17 protein-coding genes are annotated in these 20,285 nt (G+C 42.4%); 4 read left to right on the top strand and 13 right to left on the bottom strand.

Annotated features, from left to right (window positions below; genetic code table 11):
* Window positions 1-333: 333 nt before the first annotated feature.
* A complete protein-coding gene (locus WC788_05430; GenBank protein MFA6097041.1) occupies window positions 334-1,524 on the bottom strand; it encodes an O-antigen ligase family protein in 1,191 nt (396 codons plus the stop codon).
* Window positions 1,525-2,053: 529 nt separating this feature from the next.
* Here WC788_05430 and WC788_05435 point away from each other — a divergent pair.
* From WC788_05435 to WC788_05450, 4 genes are all read left to right on the top strand, one after another.
* Window positions 2,054-4,768 carry a UPF0182 family protein gene (locus WC788_05435; protein ID MFA6097042.1) on the top strand — a complete coding sequence of 905 codons (2,715 nt, stop codon included), beginning with the start codon at window positions 2,054-2,056 and terminating at the stop codon, window positions 4,766-4,768.
* 273 nt (window positions 4,769-5,041) lie between these two features.
* Entirely contained in the window at window positions 5,042-5,794 is a 753-nt protein-coding gene (locus tag WC788_05440) for a hypothetical protein (protein MFA6097043.1), read from the top strand.
* A gap of 227 nt (window positions 5,795-6,021) precedes the next feature.
* Window positions 6,022-7,899, top strand: a complete 1,878-nt coding sequence (locus tag WC788_05445; protein ID MFA6097044.1) for a hypothetical protein — start codon at window positions 6,022-6,024, stop codon at window positions 7,897-7,899.
* Between the two features lie 159 nt (window positions 7,900-8,058).
* Entirely contained in the window at window positions 8,059-8,655 is a 597-nt protein-coding gene (locus tag WC788_05450; GenBank protein ID MFA6097045.1) for a hypothetical protein, read from the top strand.
* 79 nt (window positions 8,656-8,734) lie between these two features.
* On the opposite strand, the gene WC788_05455 is transcribed toward WC788_05450, so the two are convergent.
* The 12 genes from WC788_05455 to WC788_05510 form a co-directional block, all read right to left on the bottom strand.
* Window positions 8,735-9,367 carry an isochorismatase family cysteine hydrolase gene (locus tag WC788_05455; protein ID MFA6097046.1) on the bottom strand — a complete coding sequence of 211 codons (633 nt, stop codon included), beginning with the start codon at window positions 9,365-9,367 and terminating at the stop codon, window positions 8,735-8,737.
* A 91-nt stretch (window positions 9,368-9,458) separates the two neighbouring features.
* Complete coding sequence (pncB, locus tag WC788_05460; GenBank protein MFA6097047.1) at window positions 9,459-10,853, bottom strand: nicotinate phosphoribosyltransferase; 1,395 nt, start codon at window positions 10,851-10,853, stop codon at window positions 9,459-9,461.
* Between the two features lie 21 nt (window positions 10,854-10,874).
* A complete protein-coding gene (locus WC788_05465; protein ID MFA6097048.1) occupies window positions 10,875-11,651 on the bottom strand; it encodes a hypothetical protein in 777 nt (258 codons plus the stop codon).
* Window positions 11,629-12,405: an NAD(+)/NADH kinase gene (locus tag WC788_05470; protein ID MFA6097049.1), complete on the bottom strand. Its 777-nt coding sequence runs from the start codon at window positions 12,403-12,405 to the stop codon at window positions 11,629-11,631. Before WC788_05470 ends, WC788_05465 begins: the two co-directional genes overlap by 23 nt.
* 331 nt (window positions 12,406-12,736) lie before the next feature.
* On the bottom strand, window positions 12,737-14,620 hold the full coding sequence (gene nadE / locus WC788_05475; protein MFA6097050.1) for an NAD(+) synthase: 1,884 nt from the start codon (window positions 14,618-14,620) through the stop codon (window positions 12,737-12,739).
* A 259-nt stretch (window positions 14,621-14,879) separates the two neighbouring features.
* Window positions 14,880-15,071: a hypothetical protein gene (locus tag WC788_05480; protein ID MFA6097051.1), complete on the bottom strand. Its 192-nt coding sequence runs from the start codon at window positions 15,069-15,071 to the stop codon at window positions 14,880-14,882.
* Window positions 15,072-15,265: 194 nt separating this feature from the next.
* Entirely contained in the window at window positions 15,266-15,757 is a 492-nt protein-coding gene (locus WC788_05485; GenBank protein ID MFA6097052.1) for an adenylyltransferase/cytidyltransferase family protein, read from the bottom strand.
* Between the two features lie 53 nt (window positions 15,758-15,810).
* Window positions 15,811-16,716 (bottom strand): quinolinate synthase NadA, encoded by a 906-nt coding sequence (gene nadA, locus WC788_05490; GenBank protein MFA6097053.1) that lies wholly within the window; start codon window positions 16,714-16,716, stop codon window positions 15,811-15,813.
* An 18-nt stretch (window positions 16,717-16,734) separates the two neighbouring features.
* Entirely contained in the window at window positions 16,735-18,345 is a 1,611-nt protein-coding gene (gene nadB, locus WC788_05495) for an L-aspartate oxidase (protein ID MFA6097054.1), read from the bottom strand.
* Window positions 18,346-18,665: 320 nt separating this feature from the next.
* Window positions 18,666-19,334, bottom strand: a complete 669-nt coding sequence (locus WC788_05500) for an NUDIX domain-containing protein (GenBank protein MFA6097055.1) — start codon at window positions 19,332-19,334, stop codon at window positions 18,666-18,668.
* Window positions 19,335-19,435: 101 nt separating this feature from the next.
* Window positions 19,436-20,032 carry a hypothetical protein gene (locus WC788_05505; GenBank protein ID MFA6097056.1) on the bottom strand — a complete coding sequence of 199 codons (597 nt, stop codon included), beginning with the start codon at window positions 20,030-20,032 and terminating at the stop codon, window positions 19,436-19,438.
* A 44-nt stretch (window positions 20,033-20,076) separates the two neighbouring features.
* Window positions 20,077-20,280, bottom strand: a complete 204-nt coding sequence (locus WC788_05510) for a hypothetical protein (protein ID MFA6097057.1) — start codon at window positions 20,278-20,280, stop codon at window positions 20,077-20,079.
* Between the last annotated feature and the right edge of the window lie 5 nt (window positions 20,281-20,285).

Here is a 20,285-nt window from a genome sequence, read left to right on the forward strand (position 1 = left end):
ATGTTTCACGTGGAACATTATATAACACATTTTAAATCGCAAACAACTATGTTCACATTAAAGACAGTGGCTTAAGTAAATTTACCAAACATAAAATATTCAAACGATTCGCATGTTCCACGTGGAACATATTCTTAACTCGTAGGTTTTCCAGCATACTCGCCTCAATTAAATCTGAAAACTTATTCAGGTCGCTTAGTTGAAAGCTTCGCATTTAAAATAATGTTCCACGTGGAACATTATTAATAACACACATCTCAACATCAGAATACATATGCAAAACCTATAATACGATTTGTGTTTCTGGCTACAGACGTAATTTACATGCTCTCCTCAAAATGTTTCACGTGGAACATATTGTTTCATAACTTGTGAACTAACAAACATACCAAGCAGTACCCACAAAAGGGTTCTCATTTGATTAGACGTCCAGAAGTAATGATCGAAGAAACCGATGACCAGAAAAGCAATAATCATTGTCCGAAACAAGCAAATCTCATTTTTAGTGCAATTAGCATTATCTATTCCCATGTTAGCACTTTTGTTAACAATTGAATAGATTAGATATATTAAATACAAATACATAATCACACCCGGAATGCCAATTTCAGAAGCAATTAATAAATATGAATTATGATTGGGCTGAAATTGCCAATAGTTAGTAATTTTGCCAGAATAATTATCATACAGATAAATAACATAAGTACCTATACCTGTACCAATTAATGGATTCATTAAAATTGTTCCACGTGAAACATTTTCCAGCAAAACGCGGTCTTGCGTAGACTGATGTCCTATGAATTCATTTTGCATCCGCAGAATAAATACATATGAAAACGATATACAAAGAGATAGAAAAAAGAGGGTAGTAGCAAAACCCAACAAATGGCTTCTTAATGGACTCAAGCGACGAAATTGTCCCAAATGACTTACAAATGTTCCACGTGAAACATTTTTGAAAATGACGATGTTAAAAAAAATAACAGTAAATAGCGCGACAATCCCTGAACGCGAAAATGTGAGCAATAAGCCAATAAACTGCAAGCAAATCAGACTGGCAAACAAAGTACGATGCGAATACAAACGACAAGTAAGGCTGTCAGATTTACCAAGCACCTTGACTTTGAATGCCGTTTGTGTTACTGTAATATACAAATAAATAGAGATTAAGATAGTAAATACTAAATAACCGGCTAAAATATTCGGATGGGGGAGCGTGCCATATGCTCGAATGACCTTATTTCCGAAATAGACAATATTTGAAGTTCCAATAACATCCCTTGAGATCAACGACTCGCCAGATAACTTGTGAAGCAATCCATCACCAAAAATAGAAGATTGCCCTATGAATTGCATTATAGCTATAAAACTTTGAATAACACCCGTAAGTGAGAAAATAAGAAGGCTTTGGATAAGCCTTTTATCTGTATTTACAATGTGTTTAATCATAATAGCCATGCCAATATATCCCGAAAATCGAGCTGCTTGATAGAAACTTATATCAACATACTTTGCATTCAACATAACACCGAACAGGATCCACAGAGTCAGCAAACAAATGATTCGATTAATTCTTGATCGGGATTCTTGGATCAATAAAGACTTAAAATCATGCCTTGCTCGAATTATACACAGAACGATCAGTATGACAGCCAGAATGTCGACAAGGCTAAGCGAATATGTCATATATTCACTAAAGAAGCCGTTAAAATATGTAAACTGAGTTGGAAAGATCTTTCTGGTATTGAATGGAATAAAAAATAGTAACACGCAGAACACAAGATATAATACATCATTTATTTCTATTTTCTTCGCCATACGACACATCATTATATTCTCATTTTATTTCACATATCTATATTATAAATTATTTGAAATTTAATGCAATTATTTTATATCCGATATTGACATATAACCGCTAATATGATATAATGTCCGGTTGAACTTTGACAATTTATGGAATTAATAAGCATGAAATAGGATCACGTGAATTCCTGTTTCATGCTTATTAACAGAAACAATAGGCAGACAAAAATCAAATGGAGTTGAGATAATGAAAGCAAAACAAGTATTTACGGCACTTACGTTGTTGCTCGTAGCATCAATACTGGCATCAAATACAATAGAAGCGATATTGGAATATTGGTGGTATTCAACACTGTCATATTCGCAAGTATTTACAACAAACTTCGTAGTGAAGTTTGTAATATTTGCGATATTATTCACAGCAATGTTCACATATCTTTGGCGACAGTCAAAAATATTAAGGGCCAGAATCGCTGCTAAAAGAAAATTGCTAAACGAAAAACTTGGCAGGATCAGGGCCAGTCAATATAGGTCGAACTGGGAATCTAGCGATGTCATCAGCGAGCTTAGAACAATGACAATACTGGACTCGGCATCGATCGGGATACCGGTACTTCTGTCGTATTTATATGCAACAATCGCAAGCGATTTCATGTGGTTCGATATATTAAAGTATATAAACCAAACGCCATTCGGTGTTTTCGATCCGATATTTGGAAACGATATAGCTTTATATGTCTTTACGATACCGGTAATCGAAAGCTTTCTGACGGCAGGCCTGTTTTTTGTACTGATCAATTGCGGAATTAAAATCGCGATCGAGAACGTATTTGACAGGAACGAAAGTGAAGTACGCGATTCAACAGACTTTACGTATGAATGGCGGGCGACATGGACAATACTTGCACTGGTATTTGCAGCATCTGCATACTTTGGACGATATTCGTCTATGTATAATGAAACTGATATTCTATATGGCGCTAACTATATGGATGTTAATTTCTGGATACCGTTTGCATCCGTTAAAGCAATTTTATTTGTTCTTGCGGCCATAGCATGTCTGATATGGAAAAATCAAACAGGAAGTCTTGCAAAAGTGCGGAAGTATGGCCTACCGATACTAATAGCAGCAGTAATGATCCTGCCTTCTCTAATTGCATCTGTTGCTGCATTTGCGATATATGAAACGCAGGTCGGGCCCAACCAACTGCAGAAGGAATTGCCCTTCATAGCGGACCATATCAATTCAACAAGATATGGCTTTGACCTGGACAAGATCACAGAAAAGGAGTATGCAGGCACTGCAGCTCTCACTACGGATATCTTGAACTCACCGTCAGTGGAGAATATCCGGATCGTGGATTATCGCGCTTCATGGGAAGCGATCGGCCAGAAGGAAAGATCGCAGAAGTACTATGACTTCACTGACATTGACGCAGATCGCTTCGATGGAAAACAGGTCATCATAACTCAACGCGAGCTTTTCTCAGACAGATTATCCGACAGTGCAAAAAACTGGGTCAATCAAAAGTTAACCTACACGCACGGTTACGGAAAGATAGTGTCGCTTGTTAACAAAGTAGACAGCGAAGGCATGCCGGTTTTGATAGCAAAGGGTATTCCTCAAGTCTCAAGCGATATCGATATTGATATTTCGCAGCCTAGAATCTATTATGGAGAGTCGTTCCGCGAGGAAGACTATGCAATAACAAATACAAGGCAGCCTGAGTTTGACTATCCTTCAGAGAACACGACAGTCGCAGTCACATATGAAGGAACGGGCGGAATCGTGATCGACTCACAGCTCAAAAGATTTGTTGCGGCATACAACCTCGGACTGATGAATATATGGTTTTCGGAATATCTAACAACCGAAAGCCGACTACACTTGCACAGAAACATAAAGGAGAGGGTTCAGAGGATCACGCCATTCGTGTATCTCGATGACGATCCCTATCAGACGACGACGGGAAACGACTGGATCTTGGGAGGCGTTGTATATACCGATAAGCTTCCTTATTCAAAGCCATCATATATCGGAAATACAAAAATGAACTACGTCAGAGACAGTCTGAAAATAACCGTAGACAACCTGAACGGAACGGTAACCTATTACGTAATAGACTGGAATCCTATGATCCAGACCTATGCAAAGATCTATCCCGGTCTGTTCAAAGACATCTCAGAATTGCCGGATAAATACAGAAGCCATCTGAAATATCCGGAAGATTTCTTTGTCACGCAGATCGAAAAGGATAATCTGTACCATATGAAGGACCCGGAAGAGTTCTTCAAAAAATCGACTCAGTGGGTGAGAGCAAAGGAAAAATACCATGAGGAAGAAGTGCCAGTGGAGCCATACAACATACAGCTTGATATGGGAAATGGCATGGAGTTCGTCTTGATGGAACCGGTAACTCCTATCGGCAGAGAGAACATGATCGGATGGTATGCAGTCCGCCAGGATATAGGAGTGTATGGAAAAATAATTCTGTACAAGTTCCCGGTCGGCGCATTGCCATATGGACCGATGAACATAGAAGCGAAGATAGACCAGGACGAGGACATGTCCGCACTGATGACGCTTTGGAGCCAAGCCGGATCAAAGGTTATCAGGGGCAATCTGATAGTCCTTCCGATCGAGGGCAGTATACTGTACATTAAGCCGATATATATATCGGCAGCAACAAAACCCCTGCCGGAGCTGAAAAAGATCATTGTAGTATATAACGACAGATTAGCGATCGGCGACACGCTGAATGAAGCGTTATATCAGGCGATATCAGGAAACAGGTTGCCAACAGCGGCAAAAAATCAGGGAATATCGGTTATCCCATCAACTGGAGGAACAACACAAAAAGTAAGCAATGAGAAAATAGCAACGATCGTCGTAAGAGACGAAAATGGAAACATAATGGAAAATATAACAATCTACAAAGGCCAGTCCATAACAATCGGATAAGCCTGAGTAGGGGAGCCTAAAAACTCCTTTTTTTAATATTCACGATATTAATAACTCAATAAAGAACTCAACGGATACGAACCTATTGACAATTGACGTGTTTTGTGATACTATTATGCGTTGCGGGATAGAAGCGACATACAAAAACAATAAACTTATTATGCCAAAATAGCGCTTATCGCGTTAAGAATTATTTTGGCCGAATGATTTTGCATCATTCATTTTGCCATTGAAAATTGACAATCAGACAAAAGTATATAGGAGAGATGACACATGAATAGAACACGAATTATAGGTATATTGATCGTAAGCATAATAATCGTAATTGCAGCATATTATGCAGTCGATTTCTATAACGAGCAGAAGATCCTGAAGAATTATCACCCCGCAGTTATCGAAATCGGCAGGACATTTTCACCGGAAGCCGACGAAGAATATGTATTGTTCGATAATGAAGATTTCCAGATATTCAACGCCAGAACGGCAAGAGATGCTATTGATGACTATGCCAACTGGATAGAATCCGGAAAACCCGACAGGTGGCCGCCAAAGAACTTTAATTGGCTGCTCGATTCGATCGATCACCGCAATGAAAGAATTGTATATGTTTTCGGTCCTGAATCAGTGATCGGTAAGGGCAAGAAAGACTATTTGGTATTGGACATGCAGTCATATGTTGAATTTCACGGAGACAGCGTCAGAGAGGCACTGTACAGATATCTATCATGGGCAGAGAACGGCAAAAAATACCCGCCTGAAACGAAATACATCAGGCAACCTCAGTTGCTCAGCATAGATGACGATTTCACCGATACGCCGGAATTATCATTCAGGAAGATCAACAATCAAACGTTGATATATTGGGAACAACACCGAGGCTATCACTATAGAAACCGGGCCGGAACCATAAGGGAATTCGTCGTGATCGATACAGAAAGCTCTAAGGAATTCCATGGGATCAGCCACACGGATCTCGTAATCAAATTATACGACTGGAAAATTAGCCAAAACAACAGAAGTGAGTGATCAGCAAAACTGAAAGCTCTTTTTTTTATTCTCAAAATACTATTGACAGATGAACAATATTGTGCTAGTTTTACATGTTTATTGCACAGTTCTGCAATAACGGAAGGGAACATTAACAAACAATTCTTCAGTAAAAATAGCGCAACACATATTTTGCGTTATTTTGGCTGAGGAATTCATAGAATTTCTCTGACCACGAACAGAACAAAAATACAAAAGGTGATAAAATGGTATTAGAAATGGAATCAATACTGTACGGATTTGTCATCGCCTTCCTGAGTTTTTTCTACTTGGGATGGGAGAATGACAGATTCAGCGTTGGAAGAACGCTGACAGTAAACTTGTTGGGAACAATTGTAGGTGGAATAATTTTCGCAATATTATTCTGGCTCGACCCGCCTGCATTTGTCGGCATGTGGGGCGGATGGTATAGAGTTGTTGCTGCTCCAATGATAATCGGCGCTGTCGCCTGCATATTCATAAGCATCGAGAGTGACGGCAAGGGAACGGCAATCCAGATAATTAAATTACTTGCAGTGATAGTCACCGGATTAATAATTCTATTTACTCCGGTATTTCACGCAAACCAGCTTTACAGCATACCGCAAGTAACAGAAATTGAAAATATTTCCGTTCCAAATGGCATATTGGATCCGATAGATCTGAAGCATATCCGTCTGGTGGACCAAGACATGGCCTACTCGCTGGGAAGCAAGATCATTGGCAAGGAAGCAAATCTCGGAAGTCAATATGAGGTCATCAAAAAGGATTTCCATATCCAGGAAGTCGCAGGCCATTTGTGGTGGGTAGCACCGCTGCAATTCCAGGGCTTTACGCAATGGAACTCTATCGGAACATCGCCCGGATTCATCATGGTTGACGCGGAAGATCCTTTCGCAGAACCTCTCCTGAAAACGGGATACCAAATGAAATATCTCACAAGTTCCTTCTGGGGAACTGAACTATACAGATATACCTATAGCCAGGGCTATTCGGATTATGTACTTGAGGACTTGACCTTCGAAGTTACCGACAACCTTAAGCCGAAATGGACCATCAGCAAAACAAGACCGACCATCAACAATGACGGCTATATAACCAAATCGGTGATTGTAGTTGACCCGGTAGATGGGAAAATAGAAGAATACGCAATCGGTAATGTTCCGGAATGGATAGACAGAGTTGTTCCCGAAAGGATCGCAACTGACTACATATCCTGGTACGGAGCATATCCGCATGGCTGGTGGAACTCTAGGGGGCTATGGTATGTAGCAAACAAGGATGTCAATGAACCGACGACCATAACCACAAAAGACGGAGACAAGGTGGAATTATTCTTTGTCTATGGATCAGACAACAAGCCTTATTGGTTCGGTGGAATGACAAGTCCGTCATCTTCGGACCAGTCATTGACCAGCATAGTGCTGATAGGAGCAAGAGACGGAATAATGTACAAATTCAAGATGACCGGAGGCAATGAGCAGGTCGCATTGGATGCGGCTAATTCAGCGGTTTCCCAGTATACAAACTGGTACGGTTCCGCGCCTGTCCCATACAATGTTTTCGGCACTCTGACCTACATCATGCCGATCTCGTCTCATACGGACAAGAGTGGAAATATATTCCAAAGAGTGGCCTTCATCGATGCCTTGGATTCCCATGCAGTTATCGGGGAGACAAAAGACGTAGCGGCGGAAAACTATAAGTCATATCTCGCTACAAAAGGCGTCCAGGTGGCTCTCACAGCAAGCACAAACCTGAAAACCATCGTAAGCATTGTCGTAAGAATGGGAAGCGTCGTCATCGGAGGACACTCTGATTACTGGTTATGGCTGAACAATTCGGACATAATATACGCCGTTAATCCCATGCTTTGGCCGGAAGTTGTTGAAACTTCTATCGGCGATGAAGTAAATATAAGCTATGCCGATACCGGAGACGTGCGTGTTGTCGCCAATAAATTCGACAACAAATACATCAATGCCAGAGTCAGCAAAGAACAGATAGCGCTTGACCGGGACACAGCCAACACTACCGCGCAAAAGGTAGGGAACTGGGATGAGCAGGAAGATCTCAAGAACAAACTGAAAGAACTTCAAAAATAATATGGAAGTCAGGCGATCAGCAAAAAACTGAAAGCTTAACTTCTTTTTTTTATCGCCGAATTCGATTTGTCACTTGCATACCTCAGGCTCCCACTATTTACTGTTTCTGTATAAGTACTATTATTAATAGGGGATCGGCTTCAATAACAGAATAATGTTATGAATTCATATGAAAATATCAAAATAAACAGCAAAAAGGAGGTGAATGAATTGCCCGAAACACTGCCATTCTATATAGAACGGACAACTGAAAACTACAACAAGCTTTCTCAGAAACTTCAGGGGCTTATCCGGGACCTGGAAAGGCCGCCCGATATTGAAAAGACTGTCAGGGACGAGAAGTCATATAAAGACATGCTGATCAGGAATATCAGGGATCTGATCGGCGAAAGATCTCTGATATCGGATATGGAAAAGTGCTTGGGCGATTTGGAAACAAAAATATCAGGCACAACCGGTTCCGGTGCGGACATGAAAAAGGAAGAGCCTGAAGATGAGCAAGATGAACCCCAGAAGCCATTGTCTTTCTATGCCAATGAGGCGGAGAAAGCCAGCCGCGAGCTCATACGGAAGCTCGACGAACTGATCCGGGATCTGCAAAGGCCGCCCGATATTGAAAAGACTGTTAAGGAAGAAAAATCGTACAAAGACTTCCTCGTGAGAAACATCGGGAGAATAAATGGCGACGGATCATCGCTATCGACAATGAAAAATATACTGGAAGCTCTGGAGAAGAAAATAACAGGCGCCAAATAACATTTTGCATAAAAAAATAGCTATCTGTGCTTTCAGATAGCTTTTATTAAATTTATTCCCTGACCTCCGGATATGTCTGTTATTTATGGAGATTTTCCCAAATGAATTGGGGACCTATTACAGTTTTCAGGTCTTTCTGAGAATCTATCACTTCAACCCCGGGAACAAAACCCAAAGTGTTGAAAATATTCCTGTCTATTTCCTCAACATTCCTTCCCGGACCGCCAAATGTCGTCATGCAATCTTTCGGCACAATGATCCTTTCCAGTCCGAACATCTCGGCCTTGCTTGACAGGGTTATCACTGCCTGGATTACGCATATGTCGGAACAAACACCGCCGAACACCGCAACCCGAGGTCGTAACCGTGTCAGTATCTCCTCGAGTTCAGTCCCGATAAAGCTGTTTGTGGTTTTCTTTTTTACAATAAGCTCGGTATTCAGACCTTTCAATTCGCGGACAACTTCCGCCTGAAATGTCCCTCTCATACAATGCGGAGGGAATGTTTTCAGCTCGGCATCGTCCGCACTGTGGTTATCTGCGGTATATATGACATTGCAGCCTTCCAACCTCTCCACCATAGCCGCAAAATTTGGGATTATCCATTTCATATTCGGATCAGCCAGCTTTCCGGCCTTAAAAAAACCGTTTAGCAGGTCAATACCTATCACAGCCACTTCGTGTCTCAAACATAATATTTTATCTTTTGCCATTTTCTTACCTCTTTTGTTTTGTTATTTTTGTTTATATATTTTGAGGGCTGTCCTTTTGAAAAGGACGGTCCATTTTTTGTTCATAGTCTGTTCAGATCGTCATCCGATTTGCGATCAATTCTTGTTTCAATTGCATGAGCTTATCGCTTATCCTGACAGGATATTGCTCATATTTTTCTATTCTAGCGTGTGGTTCTGTAAGCTTTGCCAAGTTCATCTTTGCAAATTCCATGATCTCCGACAGCTTTGGAAGTTTGTGCGTAAGCCTCCCGCCTTTCATTGCCCGAACCATTACCTCCGTATATTCCTTTCCGGGTCTTTCTTCATCGCTAAGTGCGACGATATCGCCAAGTATCTTTCCATCGACTTCCCGTCTCCATACAATGAAATCTCCGGGTAATGTTGACTTTGCAGGATTGGATGACGAAACTTTGATCGTAGGAAGATATTCCTTCATGCCTTCATCCTTTATTCTTGTCAGTTTATAAACGCTGCTTGCCGACGGCACCACAACGATATATGTTCCGACACCGAAAGCCATAACGGGTATTCCCGATTTCCTGATCCTGTTGATCTTTTGAACATTCATGTCATCGGATATAATGATTCCTTCGATCCAGCCCTCTGTGTTAAGCTGCATGATCATCGGAACCAATACGACAGGATCTCCACTATCGAGACGTACCTTGACTTTCTTTCCGATCTTTTTCGCCACCTCGATCGCAATTTGCGCGCCACGAATCGGGTCATATGTGTCAATCAGGAATATATTGCTCCCTGTCGCTTCATAAAACTTCAGAAAAGCTTCATATTCGTTTTTAAACATCATAACCCATGCGTGAGCCATCGTTCCGCTAAGCGGAATGTTGAATAGCTTTCCGGCCAATACATTTGAAGTTCCTGCACAGCCTCCGACCATGCTTGCCCAAGTGGATATCAACGGATTTGGAGATCTTCTATATCCATACTCGAATACAAGTTTTCCATCTGCGGCCATTACAACCCTGGAAGCTCTTGTCGCCACCAAAGTTGCATATGTGATTGTAGAAATAATTGACGTTTCTACCATCAAAGCTTCAATAGCGCTTCCTGTCACTTTTACGATCGGCTCTCCGGGACCGACAATCTGTCCTTCGGGCACAACGTAAACATCTGCATTAAAAGTAAAATCTTTCATGTAATTGATGAAATCATCAGTCACTTTCAGGTTTTGCTTCCGTGCAAATTTCACCGCGGCATTAATTTCATTCTTCTCAAAGCTGAGATTAGCCAAATGAGAAAGCATAAAATTCGTACCGGATGTCAGGAGATAGCCGCCTTCCATTTCAACAGGAATGCTTCTGATATTGTGATAATAACCTGCCCTATTTTTTGCCATGCCCAGGTTCACAAGCCCAAGAAACATGACCTCATGATAGAAATCCTCTCGAAAAGGACTTCCCGACCTTTCTCTGATGTTGTAATATCTATTTTTTTTCCTTATCACTTTCTTCACCTCTATGTTCATTTATTCTTTGTGCAGTCCTTCTTCTTCGATTCTGCGGATCGCCAGGGCAATATTGCCTCTGACTTTCGCATCTATTGTTTTCCCTTGCCTCCTTTGCTCATCCAGCCACTCAAAGATAACTTTTCTGGAAACCGAATGGACAATTATGCCATCCTCTTCCCATCCTTTTTTCTTTCCGACATAGATCAGATCTGTGCCTAAAATGGCAGAAAGAAGCTCGTTTTGCATTCCAGCTGAAACAGACTCGTCCAGGCTGATAATGAAAACTTTTTGCGGCTTCCATCCTGATTCCTCGATCGCCTCCCTTATGGCAGCGGCTATCTTCGCCTCTCCCTCGACATCGCAGACTCCGGCGACCAGTTCAATTACCATCCCGTCATTCGCGGGAATAGATTCATCTTCTTTCGAAAGCTGTTCTATCCTTGAGGAAAATCTTTCGAGCATGGGACCAAAGATCGATAATTGCGCTAACTTAGGAACTTTTTTCTGTAAAGCTTTGATCGCTTCAGAAAAACTGTAAAGCGCTGATCGTATGGGTTCTCGGGCGATAGGAGGCCTGAATTGTTCAATAAGAATGAACTCGTCTTTGTCCCGGTCATATAGAACAATGGACACTATATCCCTGTTCTTCCTCTCCGCAGATTCCCAAATCCTTTCCCTTCCTTCATGGTCAGAATAAATCGTTCTCACCATCTGAAGGAATTTTCCGATATATATCAGCTCTCTTCGAATTACTTTCGGTTGTTGCATTTTTTCACCTATTTTTCCTTTTGACATCACCAATTTCTACGAACAATGTCGTCATTCTTGCTTTCTGCATAACAATTAATTGTCCTTTATTTAGATTCAAGATCTTTGACCCATCAACTGTCAGTCGTGCTTTGCCGATTATTTCTCTGACTTGGAATACAGCGCTGCTTGGCCTGATGATATAAGGCAGAAGCTCCCGGCTGCTGGGCGACACGACTCTTAAAATAAACTTTTCATCGCTTATCAAGGTCGGTCCGCCGGCACTCTCCACATAAGCAGTAGCGCCTGTTTTTGTTGCAAAGATAACGCCGTCGCCCCTGTATTCATACTTAATTCCGTCAATCTCTACAGAAATGACGATCGTCCTTGAATCCCTTCTTTCAATAACTACATCATTCAATGCATCCTTCAGAAGGATTACATCGCATAATTCATCCAGAACAGCAACTTCCATCCTCGTTCTTTCAACTATGATATAGTTATCGTGTTCGAATACTTCTGACAGCTTCTCGAGCATCACATCAGGCTTAATATTAGTCAACGCTCCTGCATAACCGAAATTTACTCTTAATATCGGTATGTTGTATTTCTTGATCTTATTTGCAGTATGAAGGACAAGTCCGTCCCCGCCGAATGTGATCACAAAATCGAGCTGTTTCAATATCTTATCACCAAAAATGCGATAGACTTTATGTTTTCTTTCTTTGAGCCAGGCTTCAGCCGCTAAAACGCTTTTGACCGCGTCGGGCTTTTTCCTGTCGAAAACTATTCCTATTCTCATTATTTCACCTCAACGTGAATATATTTCCACCCGAGAAGTTTTATTTCCCCGGGATCGTCCGATCCAATTTTTTCTAACTTATAGAACTGATAATATTTTATTTTTCTCTTACTATTTAATTGTCAAAGAGCCCTAAATCCAAGCCAATTCGCCGGAATTCAGGTTTTGATCCGTCCCTTTTGGCGGACTAAAATCTGAATACGAATACATTTTTTGAAAAAGATATTAACTGCTTGAATATTTTTTATATTTATCCAAGCAGTTAATTTAAGCTTATTTATTTATATAGATCGCTATGTGTTTATTTCTCTCTGTTTATCAGGCCGCACCTTCATTCGGATCTTCCGAGTATTTCTTCTTTCAACTTCAAGTATCTCTGCGTGAAATGTGCGGACAGCATAGACTCCCGGAAATCGCTTCCGAGCGCACGCTTGCTCAGTGCAGGTATTTGAGAGGCTTTAACCCTCTTGAAATATGTACCGATAAACCTTTTCCATTTTTCTTCCAGGTCCCTGACAAAATCATACGGATCCGGAAAATGCGAGGCTAGCGTTCCAGGTTCGAGCTTCAGCTCCGTTTCGAGACTGCTTTCCTTATATTTCTCCAAGAACCATTCCGGGTTCTTGCGGAAATCAATGAATGCACGAACCATTTCGTCATGATATCCTCTGTGATCGAGGTTCCCGTAAAAGAACGGATCGGTTTGGTTCTTTTTGAGTTCGGCCGACGGTTTAATCTCAAAACAGCTTCTGGGTATGACTTCGCGTCCATATACAACTCGATTCAGATAATCGCCGAGCTGATAAACTTCGCGCTTCACCATATCTCCGAGCAATGTCATAAATCCGGCCCCGTCACCATCTGTCGTATAGTAGCCGAATGTCAATTCAATTTTATTTCCGTTGCAGCTGAAGAGACATCCCAGAAGTTGCGCCCGTGCCGCCAGAACTTCCATTCTCGCTCTTGCCTGTTCGTTCTCATAGGCAAGAGAATCTTCCGGCGTACCCGTAGCCTCTGCGATCTTATCGACTATTCCCTGGATCGGTATTACTTCATAGTGTATCCCGAGGTTCATCGCGATCTCGTAAGCTATGTCTTTTGTCGCCTGACTATTGAACTTTGAGGGCATATTTATGCCTATCACATTCTCAGGCCCCAGTATGTGGGCGAAGAAAGCTGCGACGACCGCAGAATCGATTCCTCCACTGAGGCCGATCACAACCCTTCTCATTGCAGGAGGCAACACCGCGAAATATTCCCTGACTGCGCACTCCAATGCCGAAAACAATTCCTTTTGATCATTCTGATCGCGAGGCGGCAAGACCGGCATGTCATCCTTCAATATGAGATCAAAAGCCCCATCGGCATACGGCTCTATTTCCAAAACCCTGTCTCCTTTTTTGTTATAGACAGTTGACGCGCCGTCAAAAATGACGATATTCTTTCCGATGTTCTGAGGGCCGGTATTGTTCGTATATACGAATGGAACCCCGCACTTTGATATCAGATCCTTTACGACCTGATGCCTCTTGCGGTTCTTCTGCCACGTCCAGGGAGAAGCTGAAAGATTGAAAACGATCTCAGCTCCGTTTTGAACCAAGCTTTCGGTCGGATTATAGGGGTAATCTTCGTGCCACATATCTTCGCACAAGATCACTCCGATCGGTATTCTTCCGATCCTGGTTTCAACTTCAAACGGCATAAGATAACCGTCAATACCCAGGAATTGTTCCGCGTGCCGATAGTCGCCTGACAATCGGAATTTTTCCGCATCTTCATCGCGGATATCGGGCACTGAATAGAAATGCCGGCTGTCATCAAAAAATCTGTAATTCGGCAGAAGCGACTTTATGGCCACTCCGACCAATTTTCCATTTTGCGCAACAAAAGCTGCGTTAAATTTTCTGAGCCTGCCGTCTCTTCCCTTTGCGCCTTCCTCGATCGCCACGCTTCCGAAGATGGCTATTACGCCGTTTTTCGTCGCTTGCCAGATCTGCTCGTTGAATGCTTGGACATCCCAGATGAAACAGTCGTCCTCCCACATATCTGCGATGAGATACCCGGGTACGCACATCTCGGGGAACACGATAATATCCATTCCCCTGTTTCCGGCAGAAATTATCTCGCCGATCATGTATTCAGTGTTTAGGTCCGGCCGGCCAGGAACAACTTTCATCTGGCACACCGCGATCCTAAGATCTTCTGTATTTCCCATATAATTCACCTCTCTTTATGAAACAAATTCGTTCATTGATCATTGTCTCCGCTTTTTACTGTTTGCACTTCATAAAGCAACGATAAAGCGCTTTATGGATTCTTCTTCTGTTATAAAGAACAGTTCTATACATTGCTGTAATGTATCTGCGGACTTAACATTAAGCCCGAGTTCTAATCCATCTTGGAAGAACTAAAATCCGAGTTTAAAAAGTTTTTTCAGGCTGGCTGTTTTCAGTCAGCCTGAAGCTTTTGCGATGTTATTTCAAAACGATCCATTCATCGCTTTCACCACGATCAAATTCATATGGAAACTCCACGCTTGTCCAACCGATTTTGGTATATTCCTCTCTTATCAGCTCCTTCGACTCATAGCTTAAGGTCAAATCTCCCACACTGATAGTAAAAGATTTAATACCTTCGGGATTGGCTCCTTTTTTCGCATCGTTCAATGCCTTTTCAATCCTTTCGCGTGCCGTTTTGAGACTCCTTTCTTGATTTTCTTCACATATTATGTACTATTTTGGCTTGTTTAAGCCATTTACAGGCACAATATGGACCTTACATTATACACAAACCATATCAATTGTCAAGTTTACAATTTCCCCTTTTTTACCTTAAGTTAGCGTAAATATTGCACTATCGATCACAATGGAATGTCTAGATCGTCATGCAGCCTTCTGATCTGGGTAGCCGAATTCACTTTATGGCTTTTTCCGTCCGGAGTCTGATAATCAAAGCTTATCCTTTTGACGATCTTTCCCCCGATCCCGTGTTTTTTCAGCGCATCGAGGTATGTTTTTGGGATCTTTTTATCGGCAGAATAGAATTTATTCGCAGTTCCGCACATCATGCCGCTCTTCGCGACAAGATCCATAACCCACGTTTCATCGGATTCGACATCTTCCACATGGACGATTTTGACCGTCTTGCTGCCGATATCGGCCCTTTTAAGGAATTCGCCTAATCTCTTCTTCCTTTCTTCCAGAGTCAAGGGATCGCTTTTTCTCGCCGAACCGATGCAGATCACAATGATATCATTCTCGGCAATAGCTTTTTCGATGAGGAACTTGTGGCCCGAATGGAGAGGCTGGAATCTTCCGACCACCAAACCCAATTTTTGCTTATTCTTTGACATATATTATATATAATTCTAAATTATGACCTCCTGATCCGAAGTGCGCAGCATGCCTATCTCACCTGGAGCATCCTTTCAATGCACACCGCGGCCCTTCGCCTTATGTCCGGATCGACATCCACGACATTCACCATATTTTCCAGAACATAATATATTTTTTCCAGATCGTTTTTTTTCATGTTCGGGCAGACTGCAAGGGCGCTCGCATGAATGAATTCCTTATCGGGATTTTCTTTTTTCATCCTGTGCATGATCTCCCTCTCGGTTCCCACTATGAAGGTCTTTGCGTCTGAATTCTTCACATAGCTGCACATCTTTCCAGTGCTCAAGATCTTATGGGCCGTTTCTTTCACCATTGGCGCGCATTCGCCATGAACGATCACTTTTGCATCTTTATATTTCTCTTTCAGTTCGTTAATCAATTTCGGGGATATCTTCGCATGCGTCGGGCAATATCCGTCCGCCAATATAAACTCTTTGTCCGATGTGAGCGACAGAAAGCTTCCGAGATATTTATCGGGAACAAAAATGATCTTCTTGCGGTCCGCAAGCGATCTTACGATCTTCTCAGCATTGCTCGATGTGCAGCATATGTCGCTTTCAGCTTTCACCGCCGCCGTCGTGTTTATATAGCACACCACCGCAGCATCCGGATGTTTCGCCTTGAGCTCCCTGACCTTTTTTGCGTCTATCATATCCGCCATCGGACATCCCGCTGAAATATCCGGTATCAGGACTTTTTTATCCGGATTCACAATTGCCGCCGTCTCCGCCATGAAATATACTCCGCAAAGAACGATCACTTCCGCATCGGTCTTTGCCGCCATCTGCGCGAGTTCCAAAGAATCACCTACGAAGTCCGCAACGTCCTGGACTTCCGGCAGCTGATAATTGTGCGCCAATATCACGGCATTTCTTTTCTTTTTCAGTGCCGTTATCTTTTCCTGTAAATTATTCATAAATTTATCGTTAGATTATTATACTTTATGCTTTTGATATTTGGTTTTTGGTATTTGGTTTTTTACATAGTGGCACCCTCGGCTAACCTTGTTCTTTCGCGCCGATTCCGCAATGACAAGCGCCGCCTGGACTCCGCTCCGGAGCTCCAGAATGTCTCTCGTCAATTCAACGTCCCGGTAGAATTTCTCGATCCTCTGCTTCAGATATGCAAGGTCGAGCACCGCACGGTCCATTCCTTCCGGCGTCCGCACAATGCCGACATAGTTCCACATGATCGATTTGATCGAGTTCCAATCCTGCCTCACGAGCGCGGCATCCGCTCTTTCCTTTCCGAGATACACCCACTTTTTTATCTTGTTTTCTTTTATCAATTCCGCATTCCGGATCTTTTCACCGATCTTCTTCGCGCACCTCGCACCCCACACCAGCCCCTCAAGAAGGGAAGTGCTGGCCAGCCGGTTCGCGCCATGGACTCCGGTGCATGACACTTCTCCGATCGCATAAAGATTTTCCAATGAACTTTGTCCGTTTATATCAACTTTGATCCCTCCGCAGAAATAATGCGCGGTCGGAGCGACCGGTATCATTTTTTTTGTGATGTCCAGATCAAGATCGAGGCAAGTCCTGTATATGAGAGGGAATCTTTCAATGATATGCCGGGGCTCCATGTGCGATGCGAGGTCCAGATATACGAAATCGCGCTTGCCCGCCGCCATCTCTTCATATATTCCTCTTGCGACTATGTCGCGTGGAGCAAGGCTCCCGCGCCTGTCGTATTTTTCCATGAACGATTCTCCTTTATGGTTTTTCAGCCTTCCGCCCTCGCCGCGCACGGATTCGGAAATGAGAAAATTGTCGAGATCGCGGTGGAACAGGGAGGTCGGATGGAACTGCACGTATTCAGCATTTATTATTTCCACACCGGCTCTCGAAGCTGCAGCCAGCCCGTCTCCCGTCGCAACGTCCGGATTTGTCGTTCTCTGATAGACCTGTCCGACACCTCCCGTCGCAAGGATGACTTTCTTCGAAAGGACCGCGATAACCTCTTTTCTTTTATTATCAAGGAAATATCCTCCGACGCATTTTTTGTCCTCATATATAGAACCGGCATCCGTGCTGTGATGGGGGATAGTGATAAGATCGATCAGAGTGTGGTCCAAAAGAATTTTGATATTCTTTCTGTTCTTCAGCTGCAAGGTCAACTTATCCTCGATCTCCCTTCCCGTGTGATCGTTCTTGTATAATATCCTGTTTACACTGTGAGCCGCCTCTTTTGTGTAGTCATATTTCCCATCCTTTATCGTGAACTCTACGCCGACCTCTCCGGCCAGAAATTCCCTCACGAGACGCGGACCATCGTTCGCAAGCGTTTCAACGGCCGCCCTGTTACACAGTCCGTCCCCGGCGATCAAAATGTCACGAACGAGCTTTTCTTTCGTATCGCGCACGCCCTTTTCTATTATTCCACCCTGCGCCAAGGAAGTGGATGATTTTTTCACATCCGTATCTTTTGTCACAAGCAATATCCGGATAGTCTTATCGCGGGATAGCTTCAGCGCAGCGGTGCATCCCGCGATCCCCGCGCCTATGACCAAAACATCGTATTTAAATATTTCTTTCTTATTCATATGGTTATATATTAATTTAACTAAACTCCTTTGAATTACGAAATGTAAACATATCTGTCATTCTGGAGCCAGCAGGCGATAGAATCCCGGATTTTAACTCATCGATTTTGACTACGGGATCCTATCGCTTTGCTCAGGATGACATTTCATAATTCAAAGTGAGTTTCAAATTTTCAATTATCAATTTACAATTTTCAATCAATAATCAATTTCTGAATTTTCAATTGAGAAATGAACATTGTAAATCCCGCAACATTTTTCGCCTAAATCTTTATTGTACTTTATACACTAAGTGTCGACAAAAAAATAAACATAAACAATTAAAACATCTCTATAAAAACCGGCTTTTTGCTTCTGAATGAATACATCTTTGACGGCCTATGGGGCATTCCGATCTTCACTCCCGCTTCCTTGATGAGCCCGCTCGAAAGCATCTTCTTTCTGAAATTCCTTTTGTCCATTTTATTCGCAAGCGCGATCTCATACATTTTCTGAAGTTCGCTCAGCGTGAATTTATCCGGGAGCAGACTATAGATCACGTTCGTATACTTCATCTTGTTCTTGAGCCTGGACAAGGCATAATCAGCTATCTCATTGTGGTCATAAGCAAGTTTTCCGACTTCCTTCAATGGCGACCACTTTATATCTTCATATTTCCCGGTCGCTTTCAGTTTCACTTTCCCGCTGTCCACAAGAGCGAAATATGCAACGCTTATGATCCTCGCCCTTGGATCGCGATCTGTTCTCCCGAAAGAATATAGCTGTTCAAGATAGACATTCTTGAGTCCGGTCTTTTCAAAGAGCTCCCGCTTTGCCGCTTCATCCAAAGATTCATCCATCCTGACCCTACCTCCCGGCACGCCCCATGATCCCGCAAATGGACCATATTTGATCTTGATGAGAAGAACGTTCAATTCATGCCTGATAACAGTGAAGATCACGGCATCAACTGCCACAAAAGGGGATTCGATGTTCACCGGATTATTCATATATGCATACTTAGTGTCTTATATACACATAGTATCACACCGAAAAATAATGTCAATAGGGTCAAATATCTTGAATAAAAAATAGGGTTAGCCGCAATGGACTAACCTACTTTTAATATATATTTCTTTCTGGCTTTTTCAGCTTGAGCAATTCTGATTTTTTCAAGCTTCAGGGAAGTCGACTGAACATTATCGCTATAATCATTTTGAATGATTGCAAGATATTCTTTTCGAATCTCCTTTAGCTCCCCTCGTACACCAGTCAGGATCCCGACAAATTCCTCCCTGCGAAGAGATGTTGTCGGACTGTCGGAATGTCCAAGATCATGAATAATGTCCATATCTCCGGTCATTAGCAGAGCGAAAAATACATCATCATTCTGGTAGATCTTTTCTCTTATCAGGATCTCAGTGAAAGCCATATGCTCAGGCGAGCGATAATCATACCGCTTTCCGTCGAGAAGCCAGACATACAGCTTTTCGGCGTCTTTTCCTATTCTTTTGGCAGCTATGCCCGAAAGTCCAAGACCAACCAATCTTCTCGCATCCATCGGATCAAATTTCACAGCCTGCATCGGTCCCTCAACGCTGAAGAAGGTCGTTCCAAAAACAATAAACATCTTATGCTTTAAATTGCTTAGAATGTCCTCGATCCAGTTGGGTGAACCAAACCTTATGTTATATTCTGCTTTTTGCATGTAGCCTCCGTGTGCTCAGTAAAATCAATTTCAACGAACAGTTTTTACTGAACCAATGTTATGAATACATGATAATGATCCATCTGATCCTTTACCATAACTGTCCTACCGCACTGGTCACACTTGAATTCTTTTTCTTTCGTTCCTTTCTCTATCTTTTCAAAATGCATCTTTCCGCACGGGCATACATATTCAAACTTGCCAGCCGGTAAAGGACCGCTGAACCTTAAACTCATTTCATTCGACATACTTC

The sequence above is a fragment of the Candidatus Paceibacterota bacterium genome (assembly GCA_041661265.1).
Taxonomy (GTDB): domain Bacteria; phylum Patescibacteriota; class Minisyncoccia; order JAHIHE01; family JAGLIN01; genus JBAZUT01.

Bases quoted from the DNA above. Each gene is read 5' to 3' on its own strand.
- WC788_05430 (MFA6097041.1), bottom strand. From the start codon at position 1,524: ATGTTGAATGCAAAGTATGTTGATATAAGTTTCTATCAAGCAGCTCGA.
- WC788_05435 (MFA6097042.1), top strand. From the start codon at position 2,054: ATGAAAGCAAAACAAGTATTTACGGCACTTACGTTGTTGCTCGTAGCA.
- WC788_05440 (MFA6097043.1), top strand. From the start codon at position 5,042: ATGAATAGAACACGAATTATAGGTATATTGATCGTAAGCATAATAATC.
- WC788_05445 (MFA6097044.1), top strand. From the start codon at position 6,022: ATGGTATTAGAAATGGAATCAATACTGTACGGATTTGTCATCGCCTTC.
- WC788_05450 (MFA6097045.1), top strand. From the start codon at position 8,059: ATGAATTCATATGAAAATATCAAAATAAACAGCAAAAAGGAGGTGAAT.
- WC788_05455 (MFA6097046.1), bottom strand. From the start codon at position 9,367: ATGGCAAAAGATAAAATATTATGTTTGAGACACGAAGTGGCTGTGATA.
- WC788_05465 (MFA6097048.1), bottom strand. From the start codon at position 11,651: ATGTCAAAAGGAAAAATAGGTGAAAAAATGCAACAACCGAAAGTAATT.
- WC788_05470 (MFA6097049.1), bottom strand. From the start codon at position 12,405: ATGAGAATAGGAATAGTTTTCGACAGGAAAAAGCCCGACGCGGTCAAA.
- nadE (MFA6097050.1), bottom strand. From the start codon at position 14,620: ATGGGAAATACAGAAGATCTTAGGATCGCGGTGTGCCAGATGAAAGTT.
- WC788_05485 (MFA6097052.1), bottom strand. From the start codon at position 15,757: ATGTCAAAGAATAAGCAAAAATTGGGTTTGGTGGTCGGAAGATTCCAG.
- nadA (MFA6097053.1), bottom strand. From the start codon at position 16,716: ATGAATAATTTACAGGAAAAGATAACGGCACTGAAAAAGAAAAGAAAT.
- nadB (MFA6097054.1), bottom strand. From the start codon at position 18,345: ATGAATAAGAAAGAAATATTTAAATACGATGTTTTGGTCATAGGCGCG.
- WC788_05500 (MFA6097055.1), bottom strand. From the start codon at position 19,334: ATGAATAATCCGGTGAACATCGAATCCCCTTTTGTGGCAGTTGATGCC.
- WC788_05505 (MFA6097056.1), bottom strand. From the start codon at position 20,032: ATGCAAAAAGCAGAATATAACATAAGGTTTGGTTCACCCAACTGGATC.
- WC788_05510 (MFA6097057.1), bottom strand. From the start codon at position 20,280: ATGTCGAATGAAATGAGTTTAAGGTTCAGCGGTCCTTTACCGGCTGGC.